At 69.5% G+C, this 24022-nt stretch carries 16 protein-coding genes, 1 pseudogene and 1 riboswitch; of the genes and pseudogenes, 10 read left to right on the forward strand and 7 right to left on the reverse strand.

What is annotated here, in order from left to right; all coding sequences use genetic code 11:
* Positions 1–9: 9 nt before the first annotated feature.
* Positions 10–981 carry a bifunctional DNA-formamidopyrimidine glycosylase/DNA-(apurinic or apyrimidinic site) lyase gene (mutM, locus tag AC1DHX_RS13345; RefSeq protein ID WP_476860313.1) on the forward strand — a complete coding sequence of 324 codons (972 nt, stop codon included), beginning with the start codon at positions 10–12 and terminating at the stop codon, positions 979–981.
* Here mutM and AC1DHX_RS13350 read toward each other — a convergent pair.
* The 3 genes from AC1DHX_RS13350 to AC1DHX_RS13360 are packed head-to-tail and all read right to left on the reverse strand — an operon-like array spanning position 917 to position 5675.
* Positions 917–1954: an NAD-dependent epimerase/dehydratase family protein gene (locus AC1DHX_RS13350; protein WP_476860312.1), complete on the reverse strand. Its 1038-nt coding sequence runs from the start codon at positions 1952–1954 to the stop codon at positions 917–919. The genes mutM and AC1DHX_RS13350 overlap by 65 nt on opposite strands.
* The gene (locus tag AC1DHX_RS13355; protein WP_476900114.1) at positions 1951–4659 is read right to left on the reverse strand and encodes an alpha/beta fold hydrolase; all 2709 of its coding nucleotides are present in this window, start codon (positions 4657–4659) and stop codon (positions 1951–1953) included. Before AC1DHX_RS13355 ends, AC1DHX_RS13350 begins: the two co-directional genes overlap by 4 nt.
* A complete protein-coding gene (locus AC1DHX_RS13360; RefSeq protein ID WP_476900115.1) occupies positions 4653–5675 on the reverse strand; it encodes a 3-oxoacyl-ACP synthase III in 1023 nt (340 codons plus the stop codon). Before AC1DHX_RS13360 ends, AC1DHX_RS13355 begins: the two co-directional genes overlap by 7 nt.
* Before the next feature lie 262 nt (positions 5676–5937).
* Between AC1DHX_RS13360 and smc the strand changes: the two genes are divergently transcribed.
* Complete coding sequence (gene smc / locus AC1DHX_RS13365; RefSeq protein ID WP_476860309.1) at positions 5938–9582, forward strand: chromosome segregation protein SMC; 3645 nt, start codon at positions 5938–5940, stop codon at positions 9580–9582.
* An 88-nt stretch (positions 9583–9670) separates the two neighbouring features.
* Positions 9671–10882 (forward strand): signal recognition particle-docking protein FtsY, encoded by a 1212-nt coding sequence (ftsY, locus tag AC1DHX_RS13370; RefSeq protein ID WP_476860308.1) that lies wholly within the window; start codon positions 9671–9673, stop codon positions 10880–10882.
* 78 nt (positions 10883–10960) lie between these two features.
* On the opposite strand, the gene AC1DHX_RS13375 is transcribed toward ftsY, so the two are convergent.
* Positions 10961–12667 carry a hypothetical protein gene (locus AC1DHX_RS13375; protein WP_476860307.1) on the reverse strand — a complete coding sequence of 569 codons (1707 nt, stop codon included), beginning with the start codon at positions 12665–12667 and terminating at the stop codon, positions 10961–10963.
* 161 nt (positions 12668–12828) lie between these two features.
* Entirely contained in the window at positions 12829–14079 is a 1251-nt protein-coding gene (locus AC1DHX_RS13380) for an MFS transporter (protein WP_476848955.1), read from the reverse strand.
* A 251-nt stretch (positions 14080–14330) separates the two neighbouring features.
* Here AC1DHX_RS13380 and AC1DHX_RS13385 point away from each other — a divergent pair, with 251 nt between their 5' ends.
* Positions 14331–15713 carry an ammonium transporter gene (locus tag AC1DHX_RS13385; RefSeq protein ID WP_476900116.1) on the forward strand — a complete coding sequence of 461 codons (1383 nt, stop codon included), beginning with the start codon at positions 14331–14333 and terminating at the stop codon, positions 15711–15713.
* The gene (locus tag AC1DHX_RS13390; RefSeq protein ID WP_028276847.1) at positions 15710–16048 is read left to right on the forward strand and encodes a P-II family nitrogen regulator; all 339 of its coding nucleotides are present in this window, start codon (positions 15710–15712) and stop codon (positions 16046–16048) included. Before AC1DHX_RS13385 ends, AC1DHX_RS13390 begins: the two co-directional genes overlap by 4 nt.
* Positions 16049–16264: 216 nt before the next feature.
* On the opposite strand, the gene AC1DHX_RS13395 is transcribed toward AC1DHX_RS13390, so the two are convergent.
* Positions 16265–17653, reverse strand: coding sequence for a glucose-6-phosphate dehydrogenase (locus tag AC1DHX_RS13395; RefSeq protein ID WP_476860306.1), 1389 nt, complete (start codon positions 17651–17653; stop codon positions 16265–16267).
* Positions 17654–17805: 152 nt separating this feature from the next.
* On the opposite strand from AC1DHX_RS13395, the gene ffh reads away from it, so the two are divergent.
* Positions 17806–19395 carry a signal recognition particle protein gene (gene ffh / locus AC1DHX_RS13400; protein WP_223916506.1) on the forward strand — a complete coding sequence of 530 codons (1590 nt, stop codon included), beginning with the start codon at positions 17806–17808 and terminating at the stop codon, positions 19393–19395.
* A 71-nt stretch (positions 19396–19466) separates the two neighbouring features.
* Positions 19467–20201 (forward strand): alpha/beta fold hydrolase, encoded by a 735-nt coding sequence (locus AC1DHX_RS13405; protein WP_476900117.1) that lies wholly within the window; start codon positions 19467–19469, stop codon positions 20199–20201.
* On the opposite strand, the gene thiC is transcribed toward AC1DHX_RS13405, so the two are convergent.
* The gene (gene thiC, locus AC1DHX_RS13410) at positions 20198–22003 is read right to left on the reverse strand and encodes a phosphomethylpyrimidine synthase ThiC (RefSeq protein ID WP_476860305.1); all 1806 of its coding nucleotides are present in this window, start codon (positions 22001–22003) and stop codon (positions 20198–20200) included. The genes AC1DHX_RS13405 and thiC overlap by 4 nt on opposite strands.
* A riboswitch (TPP riboswitch) is annotated at positions 21999–22106 on the reverse strand. Its footprint overlaps the gene before it by 5 nt.
* A 210-nt stretch (positions 22107–22316) precedes the next feature.
* Here thiC and AC1DHX_RS13415 point away from each other — a divergent pair.
* From AC1DHX_RS13415 to AC1DHX_RS13425, 3 genes and pseudogenes are all read left to right on the forward strand, one after another.
* Complete coding sequence (locus AC1DHX_RS13415; RefSeq protein ID WP_476860304.1) at positions 22317–22682, forward strand: GNAT family N-acetyltransferase; 366 nt, start codon at positions 22317–22319, stop codon at positions 22680–22682.
* A 3-nt stretch (positions 22683–22685) separates the two neighbouring features.
* A complete protein-coding gene (locus AC1DHX_RS13420) occupies positions 22686–23792 on the forward strand; it encodes an amidohydrolase family protein (protein WP_476860303.1) in 1107 nt (368 codons plus the stop codon).
* Positions 23793–23867: 75 nt separating this feature from the next.
* Positions 23868–24022, forward strand: a pseudogene (locus tag AC1DHX_RS13425) (VOC family protein); the annotation flags it as partial.

A 24022-nucleotide genomic window follows, 5' to 3' on the forward strand; every position in this document is an offset into this window, starting at 1 on the left:
GCAGCGGCATTGCCTGAACTGCCCGAGGTCGAGGTGGTCCGGCGCGGCCTGGTGAGCTGGGTGCGCGGCCGGACCATCACCTCCGTCGAGGTGCTGGACCCGCGCTCCCTGCGCCGGCACGCCCTGGGACCGGACGACTTTGCCGGCAACCTTGAAGGCGCGCGGGTCCTGGACGTGGTCCGCCGCGGCAAATTCCTGTGGATGCCACTGGCGGACACGCCCGCCCCGCCCGGAAACGGTGCCCCGGCCGGCGAACCGGCCCCCGCCGTCGCGCTCATGGCCCATCTGGGCATGTCCGGCCAGCTGCTTATGCAGGACCCCGGCGTTCCGGACGAAAAACACCTGAAGGTCAGGCTGCGGCTCAGCCCAGCCGACGGCATGCCCGAACAGCTCCGGTTCGTGGACCAGCGCATCTTCGGCGGCCTGTTCCTGACCACGCTGATCCCCACCGACGACGGCGGCCCCGGCGGCCTCGCCGAAACGCCGCTGCCGCTCATCGCCGAGGAAGCCGCGCACATTGCCCGCGACCCGCTGGATCCCTGGTTCTCCTTCGAGACCTTCTACCGGCGCCTGCGGGCCCGCAAAACCGGGCTCAAGCGGGCGCTGCTGGACCAGGGCCTGGTCTCGGGGATCGGCAACATCTACGCGGACGAGGCCCTCTGGACGGCGCGGCTGCACTACGCCCGGCCCACCGACACCCTGCGCCGACCCGATGCGCTGCGGGTCCTCGACGCCGCCCGTGCGGTCATGACGGATGCCCTGGCCGCCGGCGGCACGAGCTTCGATTCGCTCTACGTCAACGTCAACGGAGCCTCCGGGTACTTCGACCGTTCCCTGAACGCCTACGGCCGGGAGGGGCTCGAGTGCAAGCGCTGCGCCGCCGCCGGCCGGGTCAGCCGGCTCCTGCGGGAACAGTTCATGAACCGGTCCTCGTACACCTGCCCCGTCTGCCAGCCCCGGCCGCGGAACGGGCGCTGGTAGGGGGCGTACGGGCGTAGTGCCCGGCCAGCCTCGCCAGGCCCTCGTCAAGCGAAACGGCGGGGGCCCAGTTGAGGAGTTCACGGGTCTCGCGCTGGTCGAACCAGTGGGCCGTGGAGAGCTGCTCAGCGAGGAATCTGGTCATCGGCGGCTCCCCGGCCCGGCCGGACCGGGACCACACCTTCTCCACCACCGATCCCGCAGCCCGCGCGAGACTGCCCGGCACCGTCCACGACGGCGCAGGGACGCCGCCCGCGGCGCAAATGCCCGCCAGCAGCTCACCAACCGGGCGGGGTTCGCCGTTGCTGACCACGAGCGCCCGGCCGTGGATGTGCTCCATCCGGTCAAGCGCGGCGACGATGGCCGAAGCGGCGTTGTCCACGTAGGTCGTGTCGATCAGGGCCGCACCGGCGTCGAGCAGCGGCAGGCGGCCGCGGCTGGCACGTTCCAGCACCCGTTCCACCAGCTGGGTGTCACCCGGGCCCCAGACGATGTGCGGGCGCACCGCCGTGACCCGGAAACCCGGCGAGTCCGCGGCCAGCGCCAGCAGTTCGGCCTCGGCCTTCGTGCGGGAGTAGTCACCGTGCGCGCGGGCCGGGTCCGCCGCCTCGGCGCCCAGCCCGGCGATGGCGGCCCCGGAATTGGCCACGGACGGGGAGGAGACAAATACCAACTCCCGCACACCGGCCTCGCGGGCGGCCCAGAGCAGGCGGCGCGTGCCTTCGACATTGACCTCGTCGAACTCCGCGGCACGGCCGGTGAAGGACACCTTCGCGGCCAGGTGGATGACGCCTTCGGCGCCGGAGACGGCTCGGCGCACGGCGGCCTCGTCCGCAACGGACCCTTGGAGGTCCGTGGCGCCGTCGACGCCGGAGGGGCGGCGCTGGAACGTGCTGACGGCGTGGCCCTGCCGCACCAGCAGCCGTGCCACCTCCCGCCCGAGCAGTCCGCTCGCGCCGGTGACGAGGACCCTCATGGCGTGCCCGGACGGCCGCCGGCCAGCACCGCCGAAGCCCACAGGGCCAGGCGGCTCCGGTCGATCTTGGCGTTGTGGCGGATGTCGGTCGGCTGGGAGGGGACAGCGAGCACGGCCGAGACGCTGACCCCTGCCGCGCGGGCGGCGTCCCGCACGCGGCCCGCCAGCTGCGGCGCGGCGGGACCGGCCCGGCGGACCGGCGGAACGGTTTCGACGACGGCGACGACAGCCTGGGTCCCGGACGGACCGACCCCGACGACGGCTGCCATCCCGACGTCGTCCAGGCGTTCGATGGCCTGCTCGGCGCCCACCGGCGTCACCACGGCGCCCGGGGCCGTCACGACGTGCACGAGGCGTCCTTCCACCCAGAGCCGGCCGGCGGCGTCGAGGTGCCCCACGTCGCCGGTGCGGTGCCATCCGGCCGTGCGGACGCTCTCGCGCTGGGTCAGCCAGAGCCGGTCGTAGGCTTCTTTCACGTGCGGGGCGCTGACGAGGATCTCCCCGCTCACTCCGGCCTCGCTGACGGGCTCGTTCCCGGGTGCGGTGCCGTCCGCGGCCAGCGGGATGATGGCCACGCGGGCGCCCTCCACCGGCCGGCCCACGCACACGCCGTTGCCGGCGCCTGCCATGGTTCCGGCGGCGGCGGCGGCGGCGTCGGCCGCGGCGGCACGGATCTGTTCGAGGCTGATGTCCGTGACGGGCAGCGCCTCGGTCATCCCGTACGGGGTGTGCAGCGAGGCGCGCGGCAGCAGCCGCTGCACCTCTGCGAGGAGGGTTTCAGGGACCGGCGCGCCGGCGGAGAGCAGCAGCTCCACGCGCCCCAGCGCCTCGTGTCCGGCCCGGCTCAGGCCGGCCCGGGTGGCCAGGACGTTGCGCAGCGCCGCGGGCGAGGCGAAGACCACCGTGGCGTCGATGGCTGCTGCGGCGTGCGCCAGCGCGCTGGCCGTCAAGGTGCGGGGGGCGGTGACGTCCATGGCGGGCGTCACTGAAACGGCTCCGAGCGCCGGTCCCAGCAGGGCGAACGGCGCGAAGCCCGCCACCAGGCGTGCGCCCGGGCGGATCTCCAGCGTCGCGGCCACGGCATCGCGCATCGCTGCCAGCCGCCGGTGCGTGTAGACCACGCCCTTGGCGGGCCCGGTGGAACCGGAGGTGAACAGCACCGCGGCGGGGGCGTCCGGGTCCGGAACCGGGGCCGTGCCCGGGCGGGGGAGTCCGGGGCTGAGGCCGGCTCCGCGGCGGGCAAGGGYAGCGAGGGAGGTCTCGACGGCGAGGAGCCGGCGGCGGCGGGCCGGCAGGTCCCGCACACTGATGCGCCGCCCCGGCCAGCCAAGTACCGAGGCGGCCGCCAGGGCCTTGTYGATTCCGATGAAGAAGTCCGGGGTGGCGCCCTTCACCGCACGGCTCAGGCCGCGGGTGCCCAGGCCGGCGTCGGCCACGATGACCACCGCGCCGAGCCGCAGGCAGGCGTAGAGGACCACGGTCAGGTCCACGCCCGGGGGAACCATCAGGCTCACCCGGGTGCCGTTCCCTACACCGGCGTCCTGCAGGCCCGCCGCGAGGGCGGCGATGTTCTGTTCGAGCTCCTGCCAGCTGAGCGAGCGGGCGACGCTGCCGTCCGTGGCCATTTCCGCGACGGCGGTATCCCCGGCCGCCGGTCCCGCCGCCAGCTCGGCGAGGGGCGCCCAGAGGGGCGTGACCCCGGCGCCGGGCTCCAGGGGCCCGGTCCCGAATTCCAGCATCGAGTCGTCGGCCGGGCCGTCGGCCGGTCCGCTGTCCGGGCCGCACCCGGCCAGCCACTCGAAGACGGGCGCGGCGATGTCCCGGTCTTCCGCGACCAGGTGGCCGGCACCCTCGAAGCGGTGAACTTTCGCGTCCGGCAGCCGGCCGATGAGGTCCTTGAGGTACCGGTCGGAAAAGATCGGATCGCGCGGGCCCCAGAGCATCAGGGCCGGAACCCCCAGCCCGCGCACCCCTTCCGCGACGCGGCTGAGCGTCGGGAAGCTGGGATGGGACGCGTCGGCGGGAATGTCCGCGACAAAGTTCCCCACGCCGGCGCGGCGGCCGGCGCCGCGGTAGGGGGCCATGAAGGCGCCACGGACATCCGCGGTGAGCGGCGGGCGGGCCAGGGCATGCGTCACGCGCAGGAAGCTGTCCGTGCCCGTCGTTCCCCAGCGGTGCACGGCAGGGTGCAAGGCAAGCCGCAGCGCCGGCGGTATACGGGTGCCGGAGGGCTGGTGCACGGCCGTGTTGGTCAGCACCACGCCGGCGAGCTGCTGCGGATGGGCCACGGCCCAGCCCAGGCTGATCACGCCGCCCCAGTCGTGGCCGACGGTGACGACCGGCCCGTCCAGGCCGAGCGCCGCGGTGAGGTCGCCCAGGTCGTTGATCCGGTCCTCCAGGCGCCGGAACGTGCCGGTGCGCTCGGAGTAGCCCATGTCCAGCTGGTCCACGGCCACCACGCGCCACGGGTGTGCGGGGTCGGATCCGGCGGCCAGCAGGGTCCGCCACAGGTAGGACCACGTCGGGTTGCCGTGCACGCACAGCAGGGTGCCGGCAGGTGTCAGGCCGCGGCGCGTGAGCCGGGCACCGTTGTCCAGCAGGTGCCAGCGGCGCACGGTGCCGGGCTCATCCGCGGCGGAGGTGGACGCCACATCGATTTCGCGCGACCATTCGGGGTCGACGCCGGGCCAGTCGGCGGCTACCAAACGATTTCCACCATGGCGGTGTTCAGGCCGGAACCGACGCCCATGCACAGCACGCGGTCCCCGGCGGCGAGAGTCTGCGCTTCGGCCGCGAGGGTCATGGGGAGGGAGGCCGGGCCCACATTGCCCCAGTGCGGGAACGTGATCGGCACCTTGTCCGGGTCCAGGTCAATGGCGTTGATGATGGCCTGGGTATAGGCATTGCTCACCTGGTGCGTGACGTACCGGTCCATCGAGGCCCAGTCCCACTCCGGCTGGGCCTCGTGCCAGGCATCGACCACGAGCTGCAGGCCGCCGTCGAGCAGGCCTTTGGTGTCGGTGGCCATGCCGTCAATGCTGCCCACGCACAGTTCATGGTGCTCGGTTCCGGCACGCATCACGCCGCCGAGGACCCGGTGCGCCCCGGGGTGCTCATCCGCCGGGCCCAGGACGGCCGCAGCGGCTCCGGAGCCGAGCGTCAGTGTGGCGAACTCGCGGTTGAAGTCCTCGCGGGTCGTCTCGGGCCGCTGCAGCCGGGCCAGGGTGGCCTCCTGCGTTGGCTGGGCGTCTTCACCGTTGACGATCATCGCGTACTTGATCTGGCCGGAGTCGATCATGTTGGCCGCCAGGGTCATGCCGTTGACGAATCCAAGGCAGGCGTTGGCCAGATCAAAGTTCATGGCCGACGAAGGCAGGCGCAGTCCGTGGTGGATCTTCACCGCGACGGRCGGTTCGAGGTTGCGCCGCGTCACGGAGGTGTTGATCAGCAGGCCAATCTCGGACGCTTCGATGCCGGACTCTGCCAGGGCCTTTGCACCCGCCTCGATGGCGGCGTCGTCGAACGATGTCCCGGGGGCCCACCAGCGCCGGTGTGTGATGCCCGCGACCCGTTCGAGCAGCTTCGGGGGGACCCTCAGCCGCCGCAGGGTCGAAGCCAGCCTGCGGTCGAAATCCATGGAACTGATGATCGTCGGAGCTTCGACGCTGCTTACCGAAAGTAGAGCGGTGTTGCTGTGCCGGAATGTTGCATTGCCTACCAATTCAAGCCCCTCTTCATGTCCGTCCTGCGCTCCGGCGGTGGCCGCTCACAAGCCCGAGAGCTTAACTATGCCCCGTGCAGGTCAATTCCCGCATATGCGGCCTCAGCCATCTGCGGCGGCTTCGCGCTGGTTCTGCGCGGAATGGCCGCAGATGCGCAGTAGATTGTAAGTATCCGGGGCCGCCCCGGAACCCCCGTGTCCGTCCGAATCATGCTTTCGTCGGACAGCGGACCAGTCCGCCGACCAGGAGAACCGAAGCGCCTTGCACCTGAAAAGTTTGACCGTCCGGGGATTCAAGTCGTTCGCCTCGGCGACGACCTTTGAATTCGAACCGGGCGTCACCGCCGTGGTGGGCCCCAACGGCTCGGGCAAATCCAACGTGGTGGACGCGCTGGCGTGGGTCATGGGCGAACAGGGAGCCAAGACCCTCCGCGGCGGCAAGATGGAAGACGTGATCTTCGCCGGCACCTCGGGCCGGCCGCCCCTGGGGAGGGCGCACGTCTCGCTGACCATCGACAACAGCGACGGCGCCCTCCCGATCGAATACAGCGAGGTCACGATCTCGCGCACGCTGTTCCGGACCGGCGGCTCGGAATACGCCATCAACGGCGCGGGATGCCGGCTGCTCGATATCCAGGAGCTGCTCTCCGACTCGGGCCTGGGCCGCGAGATGCACGTGATTGTCGGCCAGGGCCAGCTGGACAAGGTCCTGCACGCCACCCCCGAGGACCGGCGCGGCTTCATTGAGGAGGCCGCCGGCATCCTCAAACACCGCCGCCGCAAGGAAAAGACGGTCCGCAAACTCGAAGCCATGCAGGCCAATTTGTCCCGGCTCAGCGACCTCACCGGCGAAATCCGGCGGCAGCTGACCCCGCTGGGCAAACAGGCCGAGGTGGCCCGGCGCGCCCAGAGCGTCCAGTTCGAGGTCCGTGACGCCCGCTCACGGCTCCTGGCCGACGACCTCGTTGCGCTGCAGTCCGCGCTGGCGCAGGACGTGGCGGATGAATCGGCGCTCAAGGCACGCCGCGCCGTCGTCGAACGCGACCTCGAGGCCGGGCGGCAGCGCCAGGCCGTCCTCGAAGGGCTCGCAGCCGAGGCCACGCCCGCGCTGAACGCCGCGCGGGAGAACTGGTATTCGCTTTCCACCGGGCGCGAACGGCTCCGTTCCCTCGGTTCGCTCGCAGAGGAACGCCGCCGCCTGCTCGGCGCCGCGGACGTGGTTCCGGACACCGGCCGGGACCCGGACCAGCTGGAGCAGCAGGCCGCCCGCGTCCGCGACGAGCAGGCCGGGCTGGAACGGCAGATCCTGGACCGCACCGAGGCCCTGGACGCCGCGACAGCCGCCAAACACGACGCCGAACAGGCCGCCGCCGCCGAGGACAAGCGGCTCGCGGCCCTGCTCCGCGCCGCCGCGGACCGGCGTGAAGGCCTGGCCAAGCTCGCCGGGCAGGTCGGCGCGGCACGGTCCCGCGTCGAGTCTGCCCAGTCCGAGCTCGGCCGCCTCCGCGAATCGCAAAAGGCGGGCGAGGAGCGCCGCCGGCAGGCGCACAGCGAGTTCACGGCCCTGGAAGCGCAGGTCGCAGGGGTCGAGGACGGCGAGGAATCGCTCGACGCCGATTACGAGGCCGCGAGCGAGGCCCTCGAAACCATCATCGCCGAAATTGACGCCCTGAAGGCGGCCGAGCGCGAAGGCGAGCGGGAACGTGGCGCCCTTATGGCCCGCCGCGATGCCCTCCAGCTGGGCCTGAACCGCAAAGACGGCTCCGGGCATGTGCTCGGCGCGGCAGCCGGGGACCTGGCCGACGGGGTCCTGGGATCGCTGGCATCCATGATCACCGTGGATCCAGGATTCGAGGCCGCCGTCGCCGCCGCACTCGGCAGCGCGTCCGACGCCGTGGTGGTCCGGGACCAGCAGACGGCCGCCGCTGCCGTGCGGCTGCTGCGCGCGGACGACGCCGGCCGTGCCGCGCTGCTGCTGGCCGGCCCCCCGGCCGGGTCCCCGCCGCCGGTGGCCGATTCGCTGACGGCCGATGCATTAACCGGCGGCAGCACGCTTCCCGCGGGCGCGCGCTGGGCTGTGGATCTGGTGGATCTTGTGTCGGCTGCGGCACCGGACGCCGCCGGCCTGCCGCTGCCCGCCCTGCTGGCCGGCGTCGCCGTCGTCGAGGACCTGGATGCCGCAGCGCAGCTGATCGCCGCGCGTCCCGAGCTGACCGCCGTGACCCGGACCGGGGACGTCTTCACGGCGCTGACCGTGACCGGCGGGTCCGCGTCGGCGCCGTCGCTGCTGGAAGTCCAGGCCGCCGTCGACGACGCCGCGTCGAAGCTGGCCGCCGTCACCGCCGCGCTCGAACGCAACCGCTTCGCACTCTCCACCGCCCGGACCCGGCGCGCCGAAGCCCAGGACCGTGCCGACGCGGCCCTCGCGAAACTCCACGATTCCGACGCGAAACTCGCGGCCGTCGCCGAACGCCTGGGCCACCTGAACGCGGTGCTGCGCAGCGCGGTCGCCGAAAGTGAGCGGCTGGCCGCGTCCCTGGCCAGGGCTGAGGCCCAGATTGTCAGCGAACAAGGTGCGCTGGAAGCGGTGGCGGCCCGGCTCGCCGCGGCCTCAGAGGCCCCCGCGGAGCAGGAACCTTCCCCGGAGCACCGGGATGCCCTGGCCCTGGCCGCCTCGCTGGCCCGCACGGCCGAGATGGAGGCCAGGCTCGCCCTGCGCAGCGCCGAGGAACAGCTCACGGCCACCCGCAACCGGGCGGCGTCGCTGGAACGGGCCGCCGCCACTGAACGCCGTGCCCGCGAGGAAGCCGCGGAACGGGCCCGCCGCCGCCGTCTCCAGGCCCGGCGCGCCGCCGCCGTCGCCGTCGCCGTGCAGCAGGTCATCGGATTCATCGATGTGTCCGTGGAACTGGCCCGCCGCGAGCGGGACAGCGCCGAGGAACGCAGGGACGCCATGGACCTTGGACTGGCCGGGGTCCGCAGCGGCAACGATGCACTGGCCCGCGAACTGGCCGAACTCACCGACTCCGTGCACCGCGACGAGCTCGCCCGCACGCAGCAGCGGCTGCGGATCGAGGCGCTGGAACTGAAGAGCGTGGAGGAGCTCGGGCTGACTGCCGGGCAGCTCGTGGCCGACTACGGACCGGACCTGCCCGTCCCGGTCCCTGCCGGCGACTCGGCGGACAAATGGGCCGCMCTGCGCGCCCCGGTGGACGAGGACGGACGCGAGATTTCCGAAGGCAAGCCCTTCGTCCGTGCGGAACAGGAAAAGCGGCTCAAACGCGCCGAACGCGACCTCGCGGCCCTGGGGAAGGTCAACCCGCTGGCGCTCGAGGAGTTCGCCGCGCTTGAGGAGCGCCACCAGTTCCTCAGCACCCAGCTCGAAGACCTGAAGGCCAGCCGCAAAGACCTGCTGGACATCATCAAGGAAGTCGACGACCGCGTCCAGAAGGTCTTCGCCGAGGCGTTCGAGGACACCTCCCGGCAGTTTGTCCGCGTCTTCGCCCGGCTGTTCCCCGGCGGCGAGGGCCGGCTGGTCCTGACCGACCCCAACGACATGCTCACCACCGGCATCGAGGTCGAAGCCCGCCCGGCCGGCAAGAAAATCAAGCGGCTCTCGCTGCTTTCCGGCGGCGAACGCTCCCTGACGGCCGTGGCGCTGCTGGTGGCCATCTTCAAGGCACGGCCCTCGCCCTTCTACGTCATGGACGAGGTCGAGGCCGCGCTCGATGACACCAACCTGGGCCGGCTCATCACCATCTTCGAAGAACTCCGCGAATCCAGCCAGCTGATCGTCATCACGCACCAGAAACGCACCATGGAAGTCGCCGACGCCCTCTATGGCGTCACAATGCGCGGCGACGGCGTCTCCACGGTGATCAGCCAGCGGCTCAGTGCGGAGATCTAGGCAAACGTCCAGGTCCCGGCACGACGGCGTCCGCGCGCAACAAAAGCGCTGGCCACGGCCCATTTGGGGTTTGTGAGAAGCTAGGGGAGTGAACGACATCCTCCCCATCATTCTGCCCATTTTCGCTGTCCTGGTGGTCCTCGGTGTGCTGATCCCGGTGCTCATGAAGACCCGGAAGAGCGCCAAGACCTACACCGGCCCGCGTGACGCAAACGACCCCGTGCAGGCCCCGGGAGCCGGAACCCTTGTGGAGGACCGTCCCGCGCAGGCGCCGGCACCGGCACGGACCGCGCCGGACGGCGTCGAAATTGAAGAACCAACCCTCGAAGTTCCGGACGACGCAGCCGGGCTGGAAACCGTCCCGGTGGAAACCCCGCTGCCGGTGGCCGGGCGGCTGATGCGGCTGCGCGAGCGGCTGGTCAAGTCCAACAACATCCTCGGCAAGGGGCTCCTGGCCCTGCTCTCGGCAGACAAGATCGATGAAAACGTCTGGGATGAGGTCGAGGAAACCCTGCTGCTGGCCGATCTCGGCACCGAACCGACCATGCAGCTCGTGGACTCGCTCCGCGAACGCGTCAAGGTGATGGGCACCCGGGACCCTGAGCACGTCAAGGCCCTGCTCCGGGAGGAACTCATCAAGCTCGTGGATCCGACCATGGACCGGAGCCTGAACGTCGAGCGCCACGGCGACAAGCCCGCCGTCATGATGGTTGTCGGCGTCAACGGCGTTGGCAAGACCACCACCGTGGGCAAGCTGGCCCGCGTGCTCGTGGCCGAGGACAAGGACGTGCTGCTGGGCGCGGCGGACACCTTCCGCGCCGCCGCCGCCGAGCAGCTGGCCACGTGGGGCCAGCGCGTCGGCGTGCCCACCGTGAAGTCGGACATCGACGGCGCGGACCCGGCCTCGGTGGCCTACGAGGCCGTCAAGGCCGGCATCGACCAGGAAGTCGACGTCGTTATGATCGACACCGCGGGGCGCCTGCAGAACAAGGTGGGCCTCATGGACGAGCTCAGCAAGGTCAAGCGGGTCATCGAAAAGCTGGCCGAGGTGGACGAGGTGCTGCTGGTCCTGGATGCCACCACCGGCCAGAACGGACTCAACCAGGCCCGGGTGTTCTCCGAGGTCGTGAACATCACCGGGATCGTCCTGACCAAGCTGGACGGCACCGCCAAGGGCGGGATCGTCGTTGCCATCCAGAAATCCCTCGGAGTCCCGGTGAAGCTGATCGGCCTGGGCGAAGGCGCCGACGACCTCGCGCCGTTCGACGCCGAAGGCTTCGTGGATGCGCTGCTGAACTAGCCCGCACCGCAACAAAAAGAGTGCCCCGGTMCTGTCTGGCCAGTTCAGACGGGACCGGGGCACTCTTTGTTCGAGTGGCTAGTACTTGAAGTTCAGGACCGTCACTGTGCCGGCCGTCAGATTGAACTGCTGCGTCTGGGACTTGAACGCGAAGCCGGGCACCGTGGCGCGCTTGGCGAGGGGCGTGGGCTCGGTCTTGGCGCCATCGATGACGCTCTGGTCCTCGGCTGCGTAGGTGGGTCCGCTGAGCTGGGTCATGGTCCCGGTGACCGGTTTGCCCGGAAGGTTCAGGGTGACGGAAGTCTGCGCGGCCTTTTCGGGGTCGTTTTCGTTGATGATCACCACGCTGGTGCTGCCGTCGGCGTTCTGCAGCGCGTAGCTGAACGCCGGGCCGCCTCCGGCGCTGTTCACTTTCATGAACTTGCCGGCCTCCAGCTCGGCCACCATGGAGATGCCGAAGAAGTTGGCCCGGCCGGACATCTGGCCATTGCCGAACGGGTAGGCCCCGGCGCTGCAGATGGCGGACAGGGGCGGGCCGCCCTTGCAGGTCAGCAGCGAGCTGTGGAAGCCGATTCGGGTGATGCCCAGCTGGGCGGCGGTGAGGGCATAGTCTGCCGCCCACAGCGCAGATGCGTGGGTGCGGGAGGTCTCATTGGAACCGGGGCACGCCGAGATCCCGGTTTCCGGAATCCAGGTTTCCAGGCCGGCGGCCTGACCCACCGCGAGGGCCGCCTTCTGGTAGTTGACGCCACGGTCGTGCATCGTTCGGCTCATCGCGTTTGCCAAGGTAGGCGAGTCCTGGGGCAAGCTGCCGTCACAGTTGGAGAGCGGGTAGTGGTGGAACGTCAGGATCTTCTTCTGCGGGAGGTCCGCATCGACGAACGGCTGCCACCACTTCTGGTCGTAGGCGCCCGGTCCGGAGATGGGCACGTTCGGCGCCACTGCATAGATCGCGTTGGCGTAGTCCTTCAATTCCCGAATGTACTGATCCAGGCTGTAGCCGCTGCCGGACTTCACATCGTTGAACACGAAGCCGTTGGGCTCATTGCCCACGGTGATGCTCAGCAGCCGGTCGCCAAGGATCGCCGAGGCGTTCTTGGCCATGTCCGCAGCCCGCGCCGGGTTGTAGTGGCCCAGATCCACTGTGAGGCTGACCCTGGCGTCGCCGGCGTCCAGCAGGGTCTTGAGCCGGACCAGGTCTGCCGGGCCCACGGCCTTGACCGGGTGCGTCTTGTCACCCTTGTAGTCGGCGGGGACGGCCTCGCCGGTGGAGGTCCAGAAGAAACGCCGGTCCACGGCGTTGCCGCCGAAACGCAGGACCGGCTGGTCGATCTCCTTGAGCAGCTTGACCATCGACGCGTTGTCGCTGCTGAGGTCGGGATCGGCCAGATCCGTGGCCTCCAGGGAAATTCCCGCCATGCCCTTGTTCAGGGAAGTGCCCACGAGGTCGCTGGAGACATCGACCTTGAGGGGCTCAACCTTTTCCAGCGGCGACCCGGCCGGCGGACCCGGCTGCGCGTAATAGGTGACGGTCGGGCCCACCTCGGCAGGGGCGAGCGCCGGTGCCGACTGGGCCGGGGAAGAAGCGGCCGGCGGGGCCGGCGTCGGGTTTCCGAGGGCGAGGGGAACCAGTACTGCTGCGGCGACGGCGATAATTCCGGCGCCGGCGATCAGCCCTGCGCGCTTCCTGTTTCCCGCGCTTGTGCCCGCACTCTTACCGGGGTTTGCGGGTTGGGCGGGGTCGGGGCTTTCGGCTTTCCCGGGGGAAGAGTCGAATTTGGCCATGGGGGATTACCTCCGGAAGTTTGTGGCACGTGCCCCCAGCTTAGCCAAGGGCGAAGGCCGCCGCTGACCGGAAGGCCCTGGACAACGTCCCGTGCACGGTCCCGGACAAGATCCCGGCGGAGGCGCCGCCCGGAGCGGACCAGCGGCGGCAACGCCGCAGGTCAGGCGCGGTCCGGGGCCGGCCGGCGGAACGTTTCGCGGGCCGGCAACCACACTGCGGCGGCGGCCAACAGGATGCCGCCAGTGACCCCAAAGGCCCAGCCGTAGCCCAGCCGGTCCGCCAGCAGCCCGGCCACCACCGGTCCGACAATTGCGCCGCTGTCGGAAGCCATCTGGAAGACGGCCAGGACGCGGCCGCCCGAGCGCTCGTTGCCGATCACGTCGGCGATGGCGGCCTGCTGGGCCGGTCCGAGCAGCCCGGAGCCGATCCCGGCGCAGGCGGAGGCGAGCAGGAACCAGGGCAGCTGGTGGGTGAAGCCGATGGCCGCCGTGGCGGTGCCGGTGACCAGCAGCCCGGCCAGCAGGAGCGGCTTGCGGCCGAGGCTGTCCGCGAGCCGGCCGGAAAACGTCAGCGCCACCGCGTTGCCGCCGGCAAACACCGCCAGGGCCCAGCCGGCCGATTCCGGACCGGCGCCGAGCGCAACGACGGCGAAGAGCGGCACTGTGGCCATCCGAACCCCGAAGGTGGCCCAGCCGTTGGCAAAGCTCGAAAACAGGCCGGCCCGGTAGGCGCTGTCCCGCAGCGCGTCCCGCAGTTCCATCGCAGGGGCCGTGGCGCCGGGCTGCCGCGAGGCGGCGGGGACATGGCTGAGCTGGGTCTGCACCACGACGGCGGCCAGCACCAGGGCCCCCGCGTAGGCCAGGAACGGCACCCGCAAGCCGAAGCTGGCGAGCATCCCGCCGACGATTGGGCCGCAGACGTTGCCGATCAGGAAGGCGGAGGCATAGGCCCCGGAGACCCGGCCGCGGCTTTCCGGCGGCGCGAGGCGGACCACGAGCGCCATGGACGCCACCGTGAACATCACCGAGCCAGCCCCGCCGAGGCCGCGGAAGACCAGCAGCTGCCAGTAATTCTGGGCGAAGGCGCAGGCGGCCGTGGACACCGCGACGATCAGCAGCCCGGCCACATAGACCGGCCGTTCGCCCAGCTTCACGATCAGGGTGCCCGCGGCCGGTGCGAAGACGAGCCGCATGAAAGCGAAGATGCTCACGATCACGGCCGCGGCGGTCGCCCCGACGTCGAACGTGGTGGCGAACTGGGGCAGAACCGGTGCCACGAGGCCGAAGCCGATCGCAATCAGGAAGGCCGCCACCAGCATCACCTTGATGTCCCGGGGCAGCCGGGAACGGCCCGGGGCCCGTGAGGGCACCTCGGCTGCGGCGTCGCCGGCGGGGCGGGAGGTCTTGCTCATAATGCGTTCGTCCTTGGGAAGATGCGGTGCCGGCTGGCGGCGGGTCCAACAAGTGCGGGAATAATCCGCTGAAACATAACCGTAACAAGTGTGAGATGCACCATTTACGTCCGGGAGGTTCTTGTAACAACCCGGCAATGTAAATCCTCCGCCAGCGAAACACGGCCCCGCGAAACTCTTTCTAGAACGCAAATAAATGCGTTGGGACCGGCGGACTACTCCGCACCTAATAGCAAGAGAGGACGTAGACCATGGAACTCACCGCAGGTCTCGTTTGGCTCCTGGTCGCCGCGGCACTCGTGCTGTTCATGACCCCGGGCCTGGCATTCTTCTACGGCGGCATGACCCGCGCCAAGTCGGCTTTGAACATGATGATGATGAGCTTCGTCGCCATTGGAACCGTCGGCATCATGTGGATCCTGTGGGGCGCTTCGATGGCTACGACCAACGAAGACAACTTCTACCAGATCTTCGCCAACCCGTTCAGCCACTTCGGCCTGCACAACTTCACCGAACCGGCCGACCTGCTCAAGGTCGGCTACGCGGCCACGTTCGCGATCATCACGGTGGCCCTGATCTCCGGTGCGGTCGCCGACCGCGCCAAGTTCTCCGCATGGGTGGTCTTCACCCCCATCTGGGCCACCCTGGTCTACGCGCCGATGGCCTTCATGGTCTGGGGCGGCGGACTCTTCTCCGCGAATGGCTGGTTCGGCCAGACGTTCGCGCCGGTCATCGACTTCGCCGGCGGCACCGTGGTCCACATCAACGCCGGCGTCGCGGGCCTGATTCTGGTCCTGATCATCGGTAACCGCAAGGGCTTCGGCAAGGACCCGAACCACCGCCCGCACAACATTCCGTTCGTCATGCTCGGTGCCGCAATCCTGTGGTTCGGCTGGTTCGGCTTCAACGCCGGTGCCRCTGCCACTGTGGAGCAGGCCGGCCTGATCTGGATCAACACCCTGGCCGCCCCGGCCGCAGCCATGCTCGGCTGGCTCGCCGTGGAGCGCTTCCGCGACGGTCACCCGACCTCCCTCGGTGCCGCGTCCGGCGTGGTCGCCGGCCTGGTCGCCATCACCCCGGCCTGCGCCAACGTCTCCCCGCTGGGTGCGATCGCCCTCGGCGTCGTTGCCGGTGTGGCTTCGGCGCTCGCCGTCGGCCTGAAGTTCAAGTTCGGCTACGACGACTCGCTCGACGTCGTCGGCGTACACCTCGTCTCCGGTGTTGTCGGCACGGTCGCAATCGGCTTCCTGGCCACCCCGACCCAGGGCGCCGCGGGCCTGTTCTACGGCGGCGGCACCACGCAGCTGGTCGCCCAGACCCTCGCGGCAATGATGGCCATCGTCTTCACCGCCGTGATGACCTTCATCATTGCCTTCCCGATCCACAAGCTCATGGGCTTCCGGGTTTCCCAGGAACAGGAAGTTGTCGGTGTGGACCTGAGCCTGCACGCAGAGACCGCCTACGAGTTCGGCGTCGGCGGGCACGGCGGCAGCTTCCAGCCGCTGCACGAACTGATCACGGGCAAGCCGATGGGCGGCGAGCCGCAGGAGGAAGGCACAGCCGCCGAAGTGCCGGTGGACGCCGCGTCCAACGGCAAGCAGAACGCAACGGGCAAGGAAAGTGTGGGGGCATGAAACTGATCACGGCAATCGTCCGACCGGAAAAGCTTGAGGCTATTCGCGAAGGCCTGGAAGCCTACGGTGTGCAGGGCCTCACGGTCAGCGCAGCCAGCGGCTACGGCCGGCAGCGCGGCTACACCGAGGTGTACCGCGGGGCCGAGTACAACGTGGACCTGCTGCCCAAGATCCGGGTGGAAGTCCTGGCCACCGACGAACAGGCGGACGACATCCTGGATGTCATCATCGCCAGTTCCAACACCGGCCGGGCCGGCGACGGCAAGGTCTGGACGATGGATGTGTTCGAGGCTGTCAGGGTCCGTACCGGAGAGCGTGGTTCGGCAGCGATCTAGCTGCCCCGCTCCACTCCCGGAACGGGAGACAGGCAGGGCGTTGACACGGCACTGACACAGCGGGCCGGATACCTGAGAAGGTATCCGGCCCGCTGTGTCGTTGCTGCTTGTGTCGTTAGTGCTTGTGTCGTTAGTGCTGTGTCGTTAGTGCTGTGTCGTTGCTGCTGTGTCGGCCCGGCGCGCCGCGGGATCCGCGCTGGCCCTGCCGCGACGAATCTAGGCCGGCCAGCCCTCCGGCCCCGGGGTCCCGGCCGGATATTCCTCCAGCGGGACATGTCCGGCGGTCCAGGATTTCAGCACCGGCGCCAGGATGCGCCAGCAGTCTTCGGCCGTGTCCGCCCGCACCGAGAGCAGCGGATCCCCGGTCAGCACGCCCTCGAGCACTTCACCGTAGGGGAGGAGCTCGGAGGCGCTCAGTTCGGCCTGCAGCGTGGCCCGGTCCAGGCTCAGGACATTGCCCGGGCCGTTCACGTCGACGTCGAACTGCAGCGTGTCCGGGCCAAAGCCGATCCGCAGCTGGTTGGGGGCGTCCACACCGGTGAACCCCTTCGGAAGGTGCGGCACCGGCCGGAAGGTCACCACGGCCTCCTTGCGTTTCTGGCCCAGCGCCTTGCCCGAGCGCAGGATGAACGGCACGCCCTGCCAGCGCCAGTTGTCGATCTCCACCTGCACCTCGGCGAGGGTTTCAGTAGCCCTGGACGCGTCCACGCCCTCCTCCTTGGCGTAGTCCGGGATGTCCCGGCCGTTGATCGAACCCGCCGTGTACCGGGCCCGGCGGCTGCTTTGGCGGTAGGGGGCCTTGATGCTGCTGGCCCGCAGCACTGTGGCCACGGCATCGCGGAGATCGCGTTCGTCCACGGATGCCGGCGGCTCGATTGCCATGAGGGCCATGATCTGAAGCAGGTGGCTCTGGATCATGTCGCGGAGCGCCCCGGCGCCGTCGTAGTAGCGGGCGCGGCCTTCGAGGGCGAGGTCCTCGTCGAAGATGATCTCGATTTTTTCGATGTTCTGCCGGTTCCACACCGGCTCCAGGAACGTGTTCGCGAAGCGCAGGCCAAGGATGTTCAGGACCGTTGCCTTGCCGAGGAAGTGGTCCACGCGGTGGATGTGGTCCTCCGGGACCAGCGCGGCCAGCGTCTTGTTCAGGTGGCGCGCCGACTGCTCGTCGGAGCCGAACGGCTTCTCCATGACCAGCCGGGTGCCGGCGGCCACGTCCTCCGGCGCCAGGGCCTCGCACGCGAGCTGGCTGACCCGCGGCGGCAGGGCGAAGTAGACCGCCACAGGTCCCTCCAGTTGCGCCAGGAGCCCGGCGAGCTGGCCCTCGGCCGTGACATCGAGCTGGTGGTAGGTGCTCTCCTTGCGGATCCGCTTGAGCTCCCGCTTGCCGTGGGCGTCGGCCTTGGAGTCCTCGTCCGCGAACGACTCCTCGATCCGGCCAAGCCACTGCTCCGGCGTCCAGGGGTCCGATCCCGCTCCCGCCAGGGCGAGGCCGTCGGCGCGGCCCCGGGCCACCAGGCGGGCAAGCCCCGGTAACAGGAGCCTTCCGGTGAGATCGCCGGAAGCGCCCAGGATGAGCAGGGTTTTTACAGTTGTTTGGCTGGTCACCTACGCCAGCATGCCATCTTGAAGGCGCATCTTGGTACCCTAGATAGTCGAGTCCTGTTGTCGTGGCGGTTCGTCCAGGCGAATACCAGTCGCGACGCTGGCGTGCCGCACCGGCCGCCACCTGTAGATCCACTGAAAGAAGTGCACGGCGCGTGTTCAATTCACTCTCTGACCGGTTGACAGCAACCTTCAAGAATCTGCGTGGCAAGGGCCGCCTGACCGAGGCGGACGTTGACGCCACAGTCCGCGAGATCCGGCGTGCCCTCCTGGACGCCGATGTCGCTGTGCCCGTGGTCCGGGAATTCACCGGCCGCGTGCGCGAGCGTGCCCTCGGCGCCGAGGTCTCCGGGGCGCTGAACCCGAGCCAGCAGATCGTGAAGATCGTCAACGAGGAACTCGTCGAGATCCTCGGCGGCGAGACCCGCCGGATCCGCCTGGCCAAGACCGGACCCACCATCATCATGCTGGCGGGCCTCCAGGGCGCCGGCAAGACCACCCTGGCCGGCAAGCTCGCCAAATGGCTCAAGTCCCAGGGCCACAGCCCCATGCTGGTGGCCTGTGACCTCCAGCGGCCCAACGCCGTCACCCAGCTGCAGGTGGTCGGCCAGCGCGCCGGCGTACCCGTGTTCGCCCCGCACCCGGGCGCCACGTCCACCGAACTGGACCACCCTGCCGGTGACCCCGTCGCCGTCGCCCGTGACGGCGTCGAGGAAGCCAAGCGCACCCTGCACGACGTCGTGATCGTGGACACCGCCGGCCGTCTCGGCGTCGACGCCGAGATGATGGAGCAGGCGCGCCAGATCCGCCGCGCGATCGTCCCGAACGAAGTCCTGTTCGTGATCGACTCCATGATCGGCCAGGACGCCGTCAACACTGCCCTGGCCTTTGACGAGGGTGTCAACTTCACCGGCATCGTGCTCTCCAAGCTCGACGGCGACGCCCGCGGCGGCGCCGCGCTCTCCGTCGCGTCGGTGACCGGCAAGCCGGTCATGTTCGCCTCCACCGGCGAAGGCGTGGACGACTTCGAGCTCTTCCACCCGGACCGCATGGCCTCGCGCATCCTCGACATGGGTGACGTCCTCACCCTGATCGAGCAGGCCGAGAAGTCCTGGGACAAGGATGAAGCCGCCCGGATGGCGAAGAAGTTCGCCGACCAGGAAGACTTCACCCTCGATGACTTCCTCGCCCAGATGCAGCAGATCCGCAACATGGGCTCCATGAAGAAGATGCTCATGATGATGCCGGGTGCGCAGAACATCCGCCAGCAGCTGGAGCAGTTCGACGAGCGCGAGATCGACCGCGTCGAGGCCATTGTCCGCTCGATGACCCCGCACGAGCGCGTGGCTCCGAAGATCATCAACGGCTCCCGCCGGGCCCGTATTGCCCGCGGTTCCGGCGTGCACGTCTCCGAGGTCAACGGACTGCTGGAACGGTTTGCCCAGGCCCAGAAGATGATGAAGAAGATGGCCGCCGGCGGCGGGATGCCCGGCATGCCGGGAATGCCCGGCATGGGCGGCGGGGGCGGCGCCCGCAAGGGAGCCAAGTCCGCGCCCAAGAAGAAGGCCCGCTCCGGCAACCCGGCCAAGGCGGCGCAGGAACTGCGCGACGCCGAGGCCCGGCGTGCCGCCGGCCCCAAGGCGCTGCCCACCGGAGCGTCGTTCGGCCAGCAGGGCGGCGACTTCGATCCGTCCCAGCTGAACCTGCCCAAGGGTTTCGACAAGTTCCTCGGCGGCAGCAAGTAGCCGCAAGTGCTGACGGCCGCCGGCACTGTGTCGCCGGCGGCATCAGCACTGAAGTGCCATAGGGTTAGACAATGTTCAAGCAGCGCGTAGTCTTCGTCCACGGGGACGGCAGCTTCGGCGCCGCCGCGTGGCCAAAACAGCACGGAATGGCGCTGGACTACGACGCCCTGTTCCTGCGGCGGCACGGGTTTGACGCCGTCGCGGAACCGCTCGAATCCAGCTTCGCCGCCGACGCCGCCATCGTGCTCGCCTCGCTGGCAGACGACGGCCGCGGCGAGGCCGGCGGCCATGTCGTGGCCCATTCGCAGGGCGCGATCGCCGCGATGATGGCCGCCGTCGAAYGGCCCGACCTCGTCCAGTCGCTGACCCTGGTGGAACCGGCCTGCCTGTCCCTGACCGCGGAACTCCCGGCCACCGCCGCGCACCGGGCCCTCATGCAGCCGCTCTTCGACGTCCGCCACAACCTCAGCGACGACGACTTCCAGCGGGAGTTCATCCGCCGCGCGTTCGCGGCGGACGCCCCCGGGGCCACTACGCCGGAGGCCCTCCGGGCTGCGCGCCGGCTCCGCCTGCAGGCGCCGCCGTGGGAAGCCCCGCTGCAGATCGTGCCGGGCGTGCCGACCCTGGTCCTGACCGGCGGCTGGGAACCGCTGTATGAGGAAATCGCCGGCTACCTGCGCGAGACCGGCGCCCTGCACCGCACGGCGCCGGGAGGGCACCGGCCCCAGGATTCAGCCGAAGGGGACCGGGCCATCCGCTCCTACATCGCCGAGGTCAGCCGGCACCAGCACGCCCGGGCGTCCTAGGAAGCTGCGGGTCCTCCCACCGAGGGCTGCGGCAGGTAGACCTTGCCGCCCGAGGCGAGGAACTCGTTGCTCTTCGCCCGCATTCCGGCCGCCATCTGCGCTAGGGCCGCCTGCGAATCTGCTGATCCGTATTCGTCCCGGATGTCCTGGCTGATCCGCATGGAGCAGAACTTCGGACCGCACATCGAGCAGAAGTGGGCTGTCTTGGCCGGCTCCGCGGGAAGCGTCTCATCATGGAAGGCCTCGGCCGTGACCGGGTCCAGCGACAGCGCGAACTGGTCCCGCCAGCGGAACTCGAACCTTGCCTTGGACAGGGCATCGTCGCGTTCGTGCGCGCCGGGGTGGCCCTTGGCGAGGTCCGCGGCATGGGCCGCGATCTTGTAAGTGATCACGCCCGTCTTCACATCGTCCTTGTTCGGCAGCCCGAGGTGTTCCTTGGGCGTGACGTAGCAGAGCATGGCGGTGCCGTAGCGGGCGATCTCGGTGGCGCCGATCGCCGAGGTGATGTGGTCATAGCCCGGTGCGATGTCCGTGACGAGCGGCCCGAGTGTGTAAAACGGGGCGCCCTTGCAGAGTTCCTGCTGGCGCTCCACGTTTTCCCGGACGAGGTGGAAGGGCACATGCCCGGGGCCCTCCACCATGACTTGCACGTCGAAGTCCCAGGCCCGCTGCGTGAGCTCGGCCAGGGTGTCCAGTTCGGCGAACTGTGCCGCGTCGTTGGCATCCGCCGTCGCGCCCGGCCGCAGCCCGTCGCCCAGGGAGAACGCGACGTCGTAGCGTGCGAAGATCTCGCACAGCTCATCGAAGTGGGTGTACAGGAAGTTCTCCCGGTGGTGCGCCAGGCACCAGCCGGCCATGATGGAGCCGCCGCGGGACACGATGCCGGTGACCCGGTTGGCCGTCAGGGGCACATACCGCAGCAGCACGCCGGCGTGGATGGTCATGTAGTCCACGCCCTGCTCGCACTGTTCGATCACGGTGTCCCGGAAGATCTCCCAGGTCAGGGCGTTCGCCTCACCGTTGACCTTCTCCAGCGCCTGGTAGATCGGGACCGTTCCGATGGGGACGGGGGAGTTACGGATGATCCACTCGCGCGTGGTGTGGATGTCGTCCCCGGTGGAGAGGTCCATGACGGTGTCCGCGCCCCACTGCGTGGCCCACTGGAGCTTGTCGACCTCCTCGGCGATGGAGCTGGTCACGGCGGAGTTGCCGATATTGGCGTTGATTTTCACCAGGAACGCCTTGCCGATGATCATCGGCTCGGATTCGGGGTGGTTGACGTTGTTGGGAATGATCGCGCGGCCCGCGGCCACCTCGCTGCGCACCAGCTCCACATCGCAGTTCTCGCGCAGCGCGACGAACCGCATTTCCTGGGTGATGACACCGTCCCGGGCGTAGCGCATCTGCGTGACGGTCCTGCCCTCGACGGCCCGGCGCGGCACCGGCCGGCCGGCCCGCCACTCGGCCGACGCGGCACCGCGGCGCACCGCCGATTTGCCGTCGTCGAGCAGCTCCCGTTCGCGGCCGGCGTAGGGTTCGGTGTCCGCCCTGGCCTCAATCCAGGTGGTGCGGAACGGCTCCAGCCCGCGGACCGGATCGCTGGCCGGGCCGGCAGTGCGGTACACCCGGAACGGCGGGTTCCGGATGCCGCCCGGGGAGGGTTCCAGGGCGATCTCGGTCACCGGCACGCGGATGCCATGCTCCGGGTCCGTGCTGAAGGCCAGCGAGTGGGACTTCAGCGACTGTGTGGTGGCTGCGGACTGAATTTGGACAGGGCTGTGCTGTGTCACTTGGGTGTTCACGGAAAAGCTCACTTCCTTCGCCGGCATTACCCGGACAGGTTCAACGGTCGCAGGCTGCGTCAGCCCGATCTCAGCCCCTGCAGGGGCACCCGTGTGGTCGTAGACGAAACTACCACGCACCTCCGGCCGGCCCTCGAGTGTGACGCGGACGGCGGACCGCGGTGTTAGCGTGGCACGGTGACTCTGCCCAGGGGCGCTGCCCCGCATCCGGACGGCGACGCCGGAAGATATCCCGGCGCTGCCGGTTCTCGAGGCCTCAGCAGACCGCATCCTCGAAGCGGAGCTGGGGAACCAGACGCTCCCGGCTCCGGAGTTGACGACGCCGGTTGAGCCGCTCTTCATACTTGTCGCCGGAAACCCGCCCGTAGGGTTTGCCCGCATTGACGAGGTCGGCGGCCAGGCCCATCTGGAACAACTCTCCGTGCAGCCGGACTCCGCCGGGCGGGGGATAGGACGGTCCCTGGTGGAGGCGGCCCTTGATGCGGCCCGGAGCCGTGGCTATTTATCGATGACGCTTTGCACCTTCGCAGGCGTCCCGTTCAATGCGCCGTTTTATGCGAGCTGGGGTTTCGAGGAACTCGCCCAGCCAGGACAGGCGTTGGGCGCCCTGCGGATCCACGAAGCGCAGCTGGGGCTGGACCGTCTTGGCCGGCGGATCGTCATGCGGATTAGGCTTTAGGTCATGACCGGCATCATCGAGTTCAGCGGCCCCATCCTCACCGCGGCGGACCAGGAACGCCGCGGGCTCTGGTCGGTGGGCGGCCTGCTGACCTTCCACCGTCCGGCCGCCGCGCCTGACCTCGTACTCGACGGCTGGGTCATGCCCGGCCTCGTGGACGCGCACTGCCACATCGGCCTCGGCCCGGGCGGGGACGTTACCGAGGACACCGCGGAATCCCAGGCCCTGGCGGACCGCGACGCCGGGACACTCCTGGTCCGCGACGCCGGCGCCGTCCACAACACACGCTGGCTCCAGCAGCGCGCGGACCTGCCCCGGATCATCCGCTCCGGCAGGCATCTCGCCAGGACCCGGCGGTACCTGCCTGGCCTGGCCGTCGAGGTCGAACCGGAGGATCTCGTCGAGGCCGTGCGCAAGCAGGCCAGGGCAGGCGACGGCTGGGTGAAGGTCGTGGGGGACTGGATTGACCGCGACGCCGGCGACCTCGCCTCCAGTTTTCCCGCCCGGACCATCAGGGACGCCGTCCAGGCCGCCCACGATGAGGGGGCCCGCGTCACCGCACACTGCTTCGCCGAAGACACCCTCGATGACATGCTCGACGCCGGGATCGACTGCATCGAGCACGCCACCGGGCTGCTGCCGCGGCACCTGCCGCGCTTCCTCGAACAGGGTGTTCCGATCGTGCCCACCCTGATCAACATCGCCACGTTCCCGGACATCGCCGCCCGGGCGGCGGCCAAGTTCCCCCGCTACGCAGCCCACATGCGCTCGCTGTGGGAGCGTCGGGCGGAGCGGATCCTCGAAGCCCACGAGGCCGGGCTGGCGATCTATGCCGGTACCGACGCCGGCAGCGTGATCAGCCATGGCAGGATCGTGGACGAGATCCAGGCCCTGCACGCCGCCGGCCTTTCCGCCGCTGCCGCCCTCAACGCCGCGAGCTGGTCTGCGCGGACCTGGCTCGGCGCGGAGTCCATCGGTGAAGGGGCAAGCGCTGACGTCCTCGTCACCGCCGAGGATCCCCGGAGCAATCCGGCCACGCTCCGCCGGATCCGGCATATCGTGCTGCGGGGGCTGCCGGTAGACCGGGCGCCAGTCCATGTTTTGGAATAAATTGAAGCTTCAAGTAATTTGTCTTTATGAAGAGTCGCCGAAGGCCGGTGGCTACAGAATCCACGGAGCATTGCCATGACCGCAGAAGCCAGCACCCAGGACCTCCTTCCTGCCGAACTCACCATGGGCACCGTGATGCTCAAGGTCGGCGACATGAAGCTCATGACCGACTACTACCAGCGCGCCCTCGGCCTGGAGACTGTGGCCGAACAGGACGGCGGGCTCTACCT

Source organism: Arthrobacter sp. 05N33_2 (assembly GCF_056397425.1).

Excerpts from the sequence above, each read along its gene's own strand:
- AC1DHX_RS13375 (WP_476860307.1), bottom strand. The coding sequence starts at position 12,667 with ATGGCCAAATTCGACTCTTCCCCCGGGAAAGCCGAAAGCCCCGACCCC.
- AC1DHX_RS13350 (WP_476860312.1), bottom strand. The coding sequence starts at position 1,954 with ATGAGGGTCCTCGTCACCGGCGCGAGCGGACTGCTCGGGCGGGAGGTG.
- AC1DHX_RS13380 (WP_476848955.1), bottom strand. The coding sequence starts at position 14,079 with ATGAGCAAGACCTCCCGCCCCGCCGGCGACGCCGCAGCCGAGGTGCCC.
- AC1DHX_RS13420 (WP_476860303.1), top strand. The coding sequence starts at position 22,686 with ATGACCGGCATCATCGAGTTCAGCGGCCCCATCCTCACCGCGGCGGAC.
- AC1DHX_RS13390 (WP_028276847.1), top strand. The coding sequence starts at position 15,710 with ATGAAACTGATCACGGCAATCGTCCGACCGGAAAAGCTTGAGGCTATT.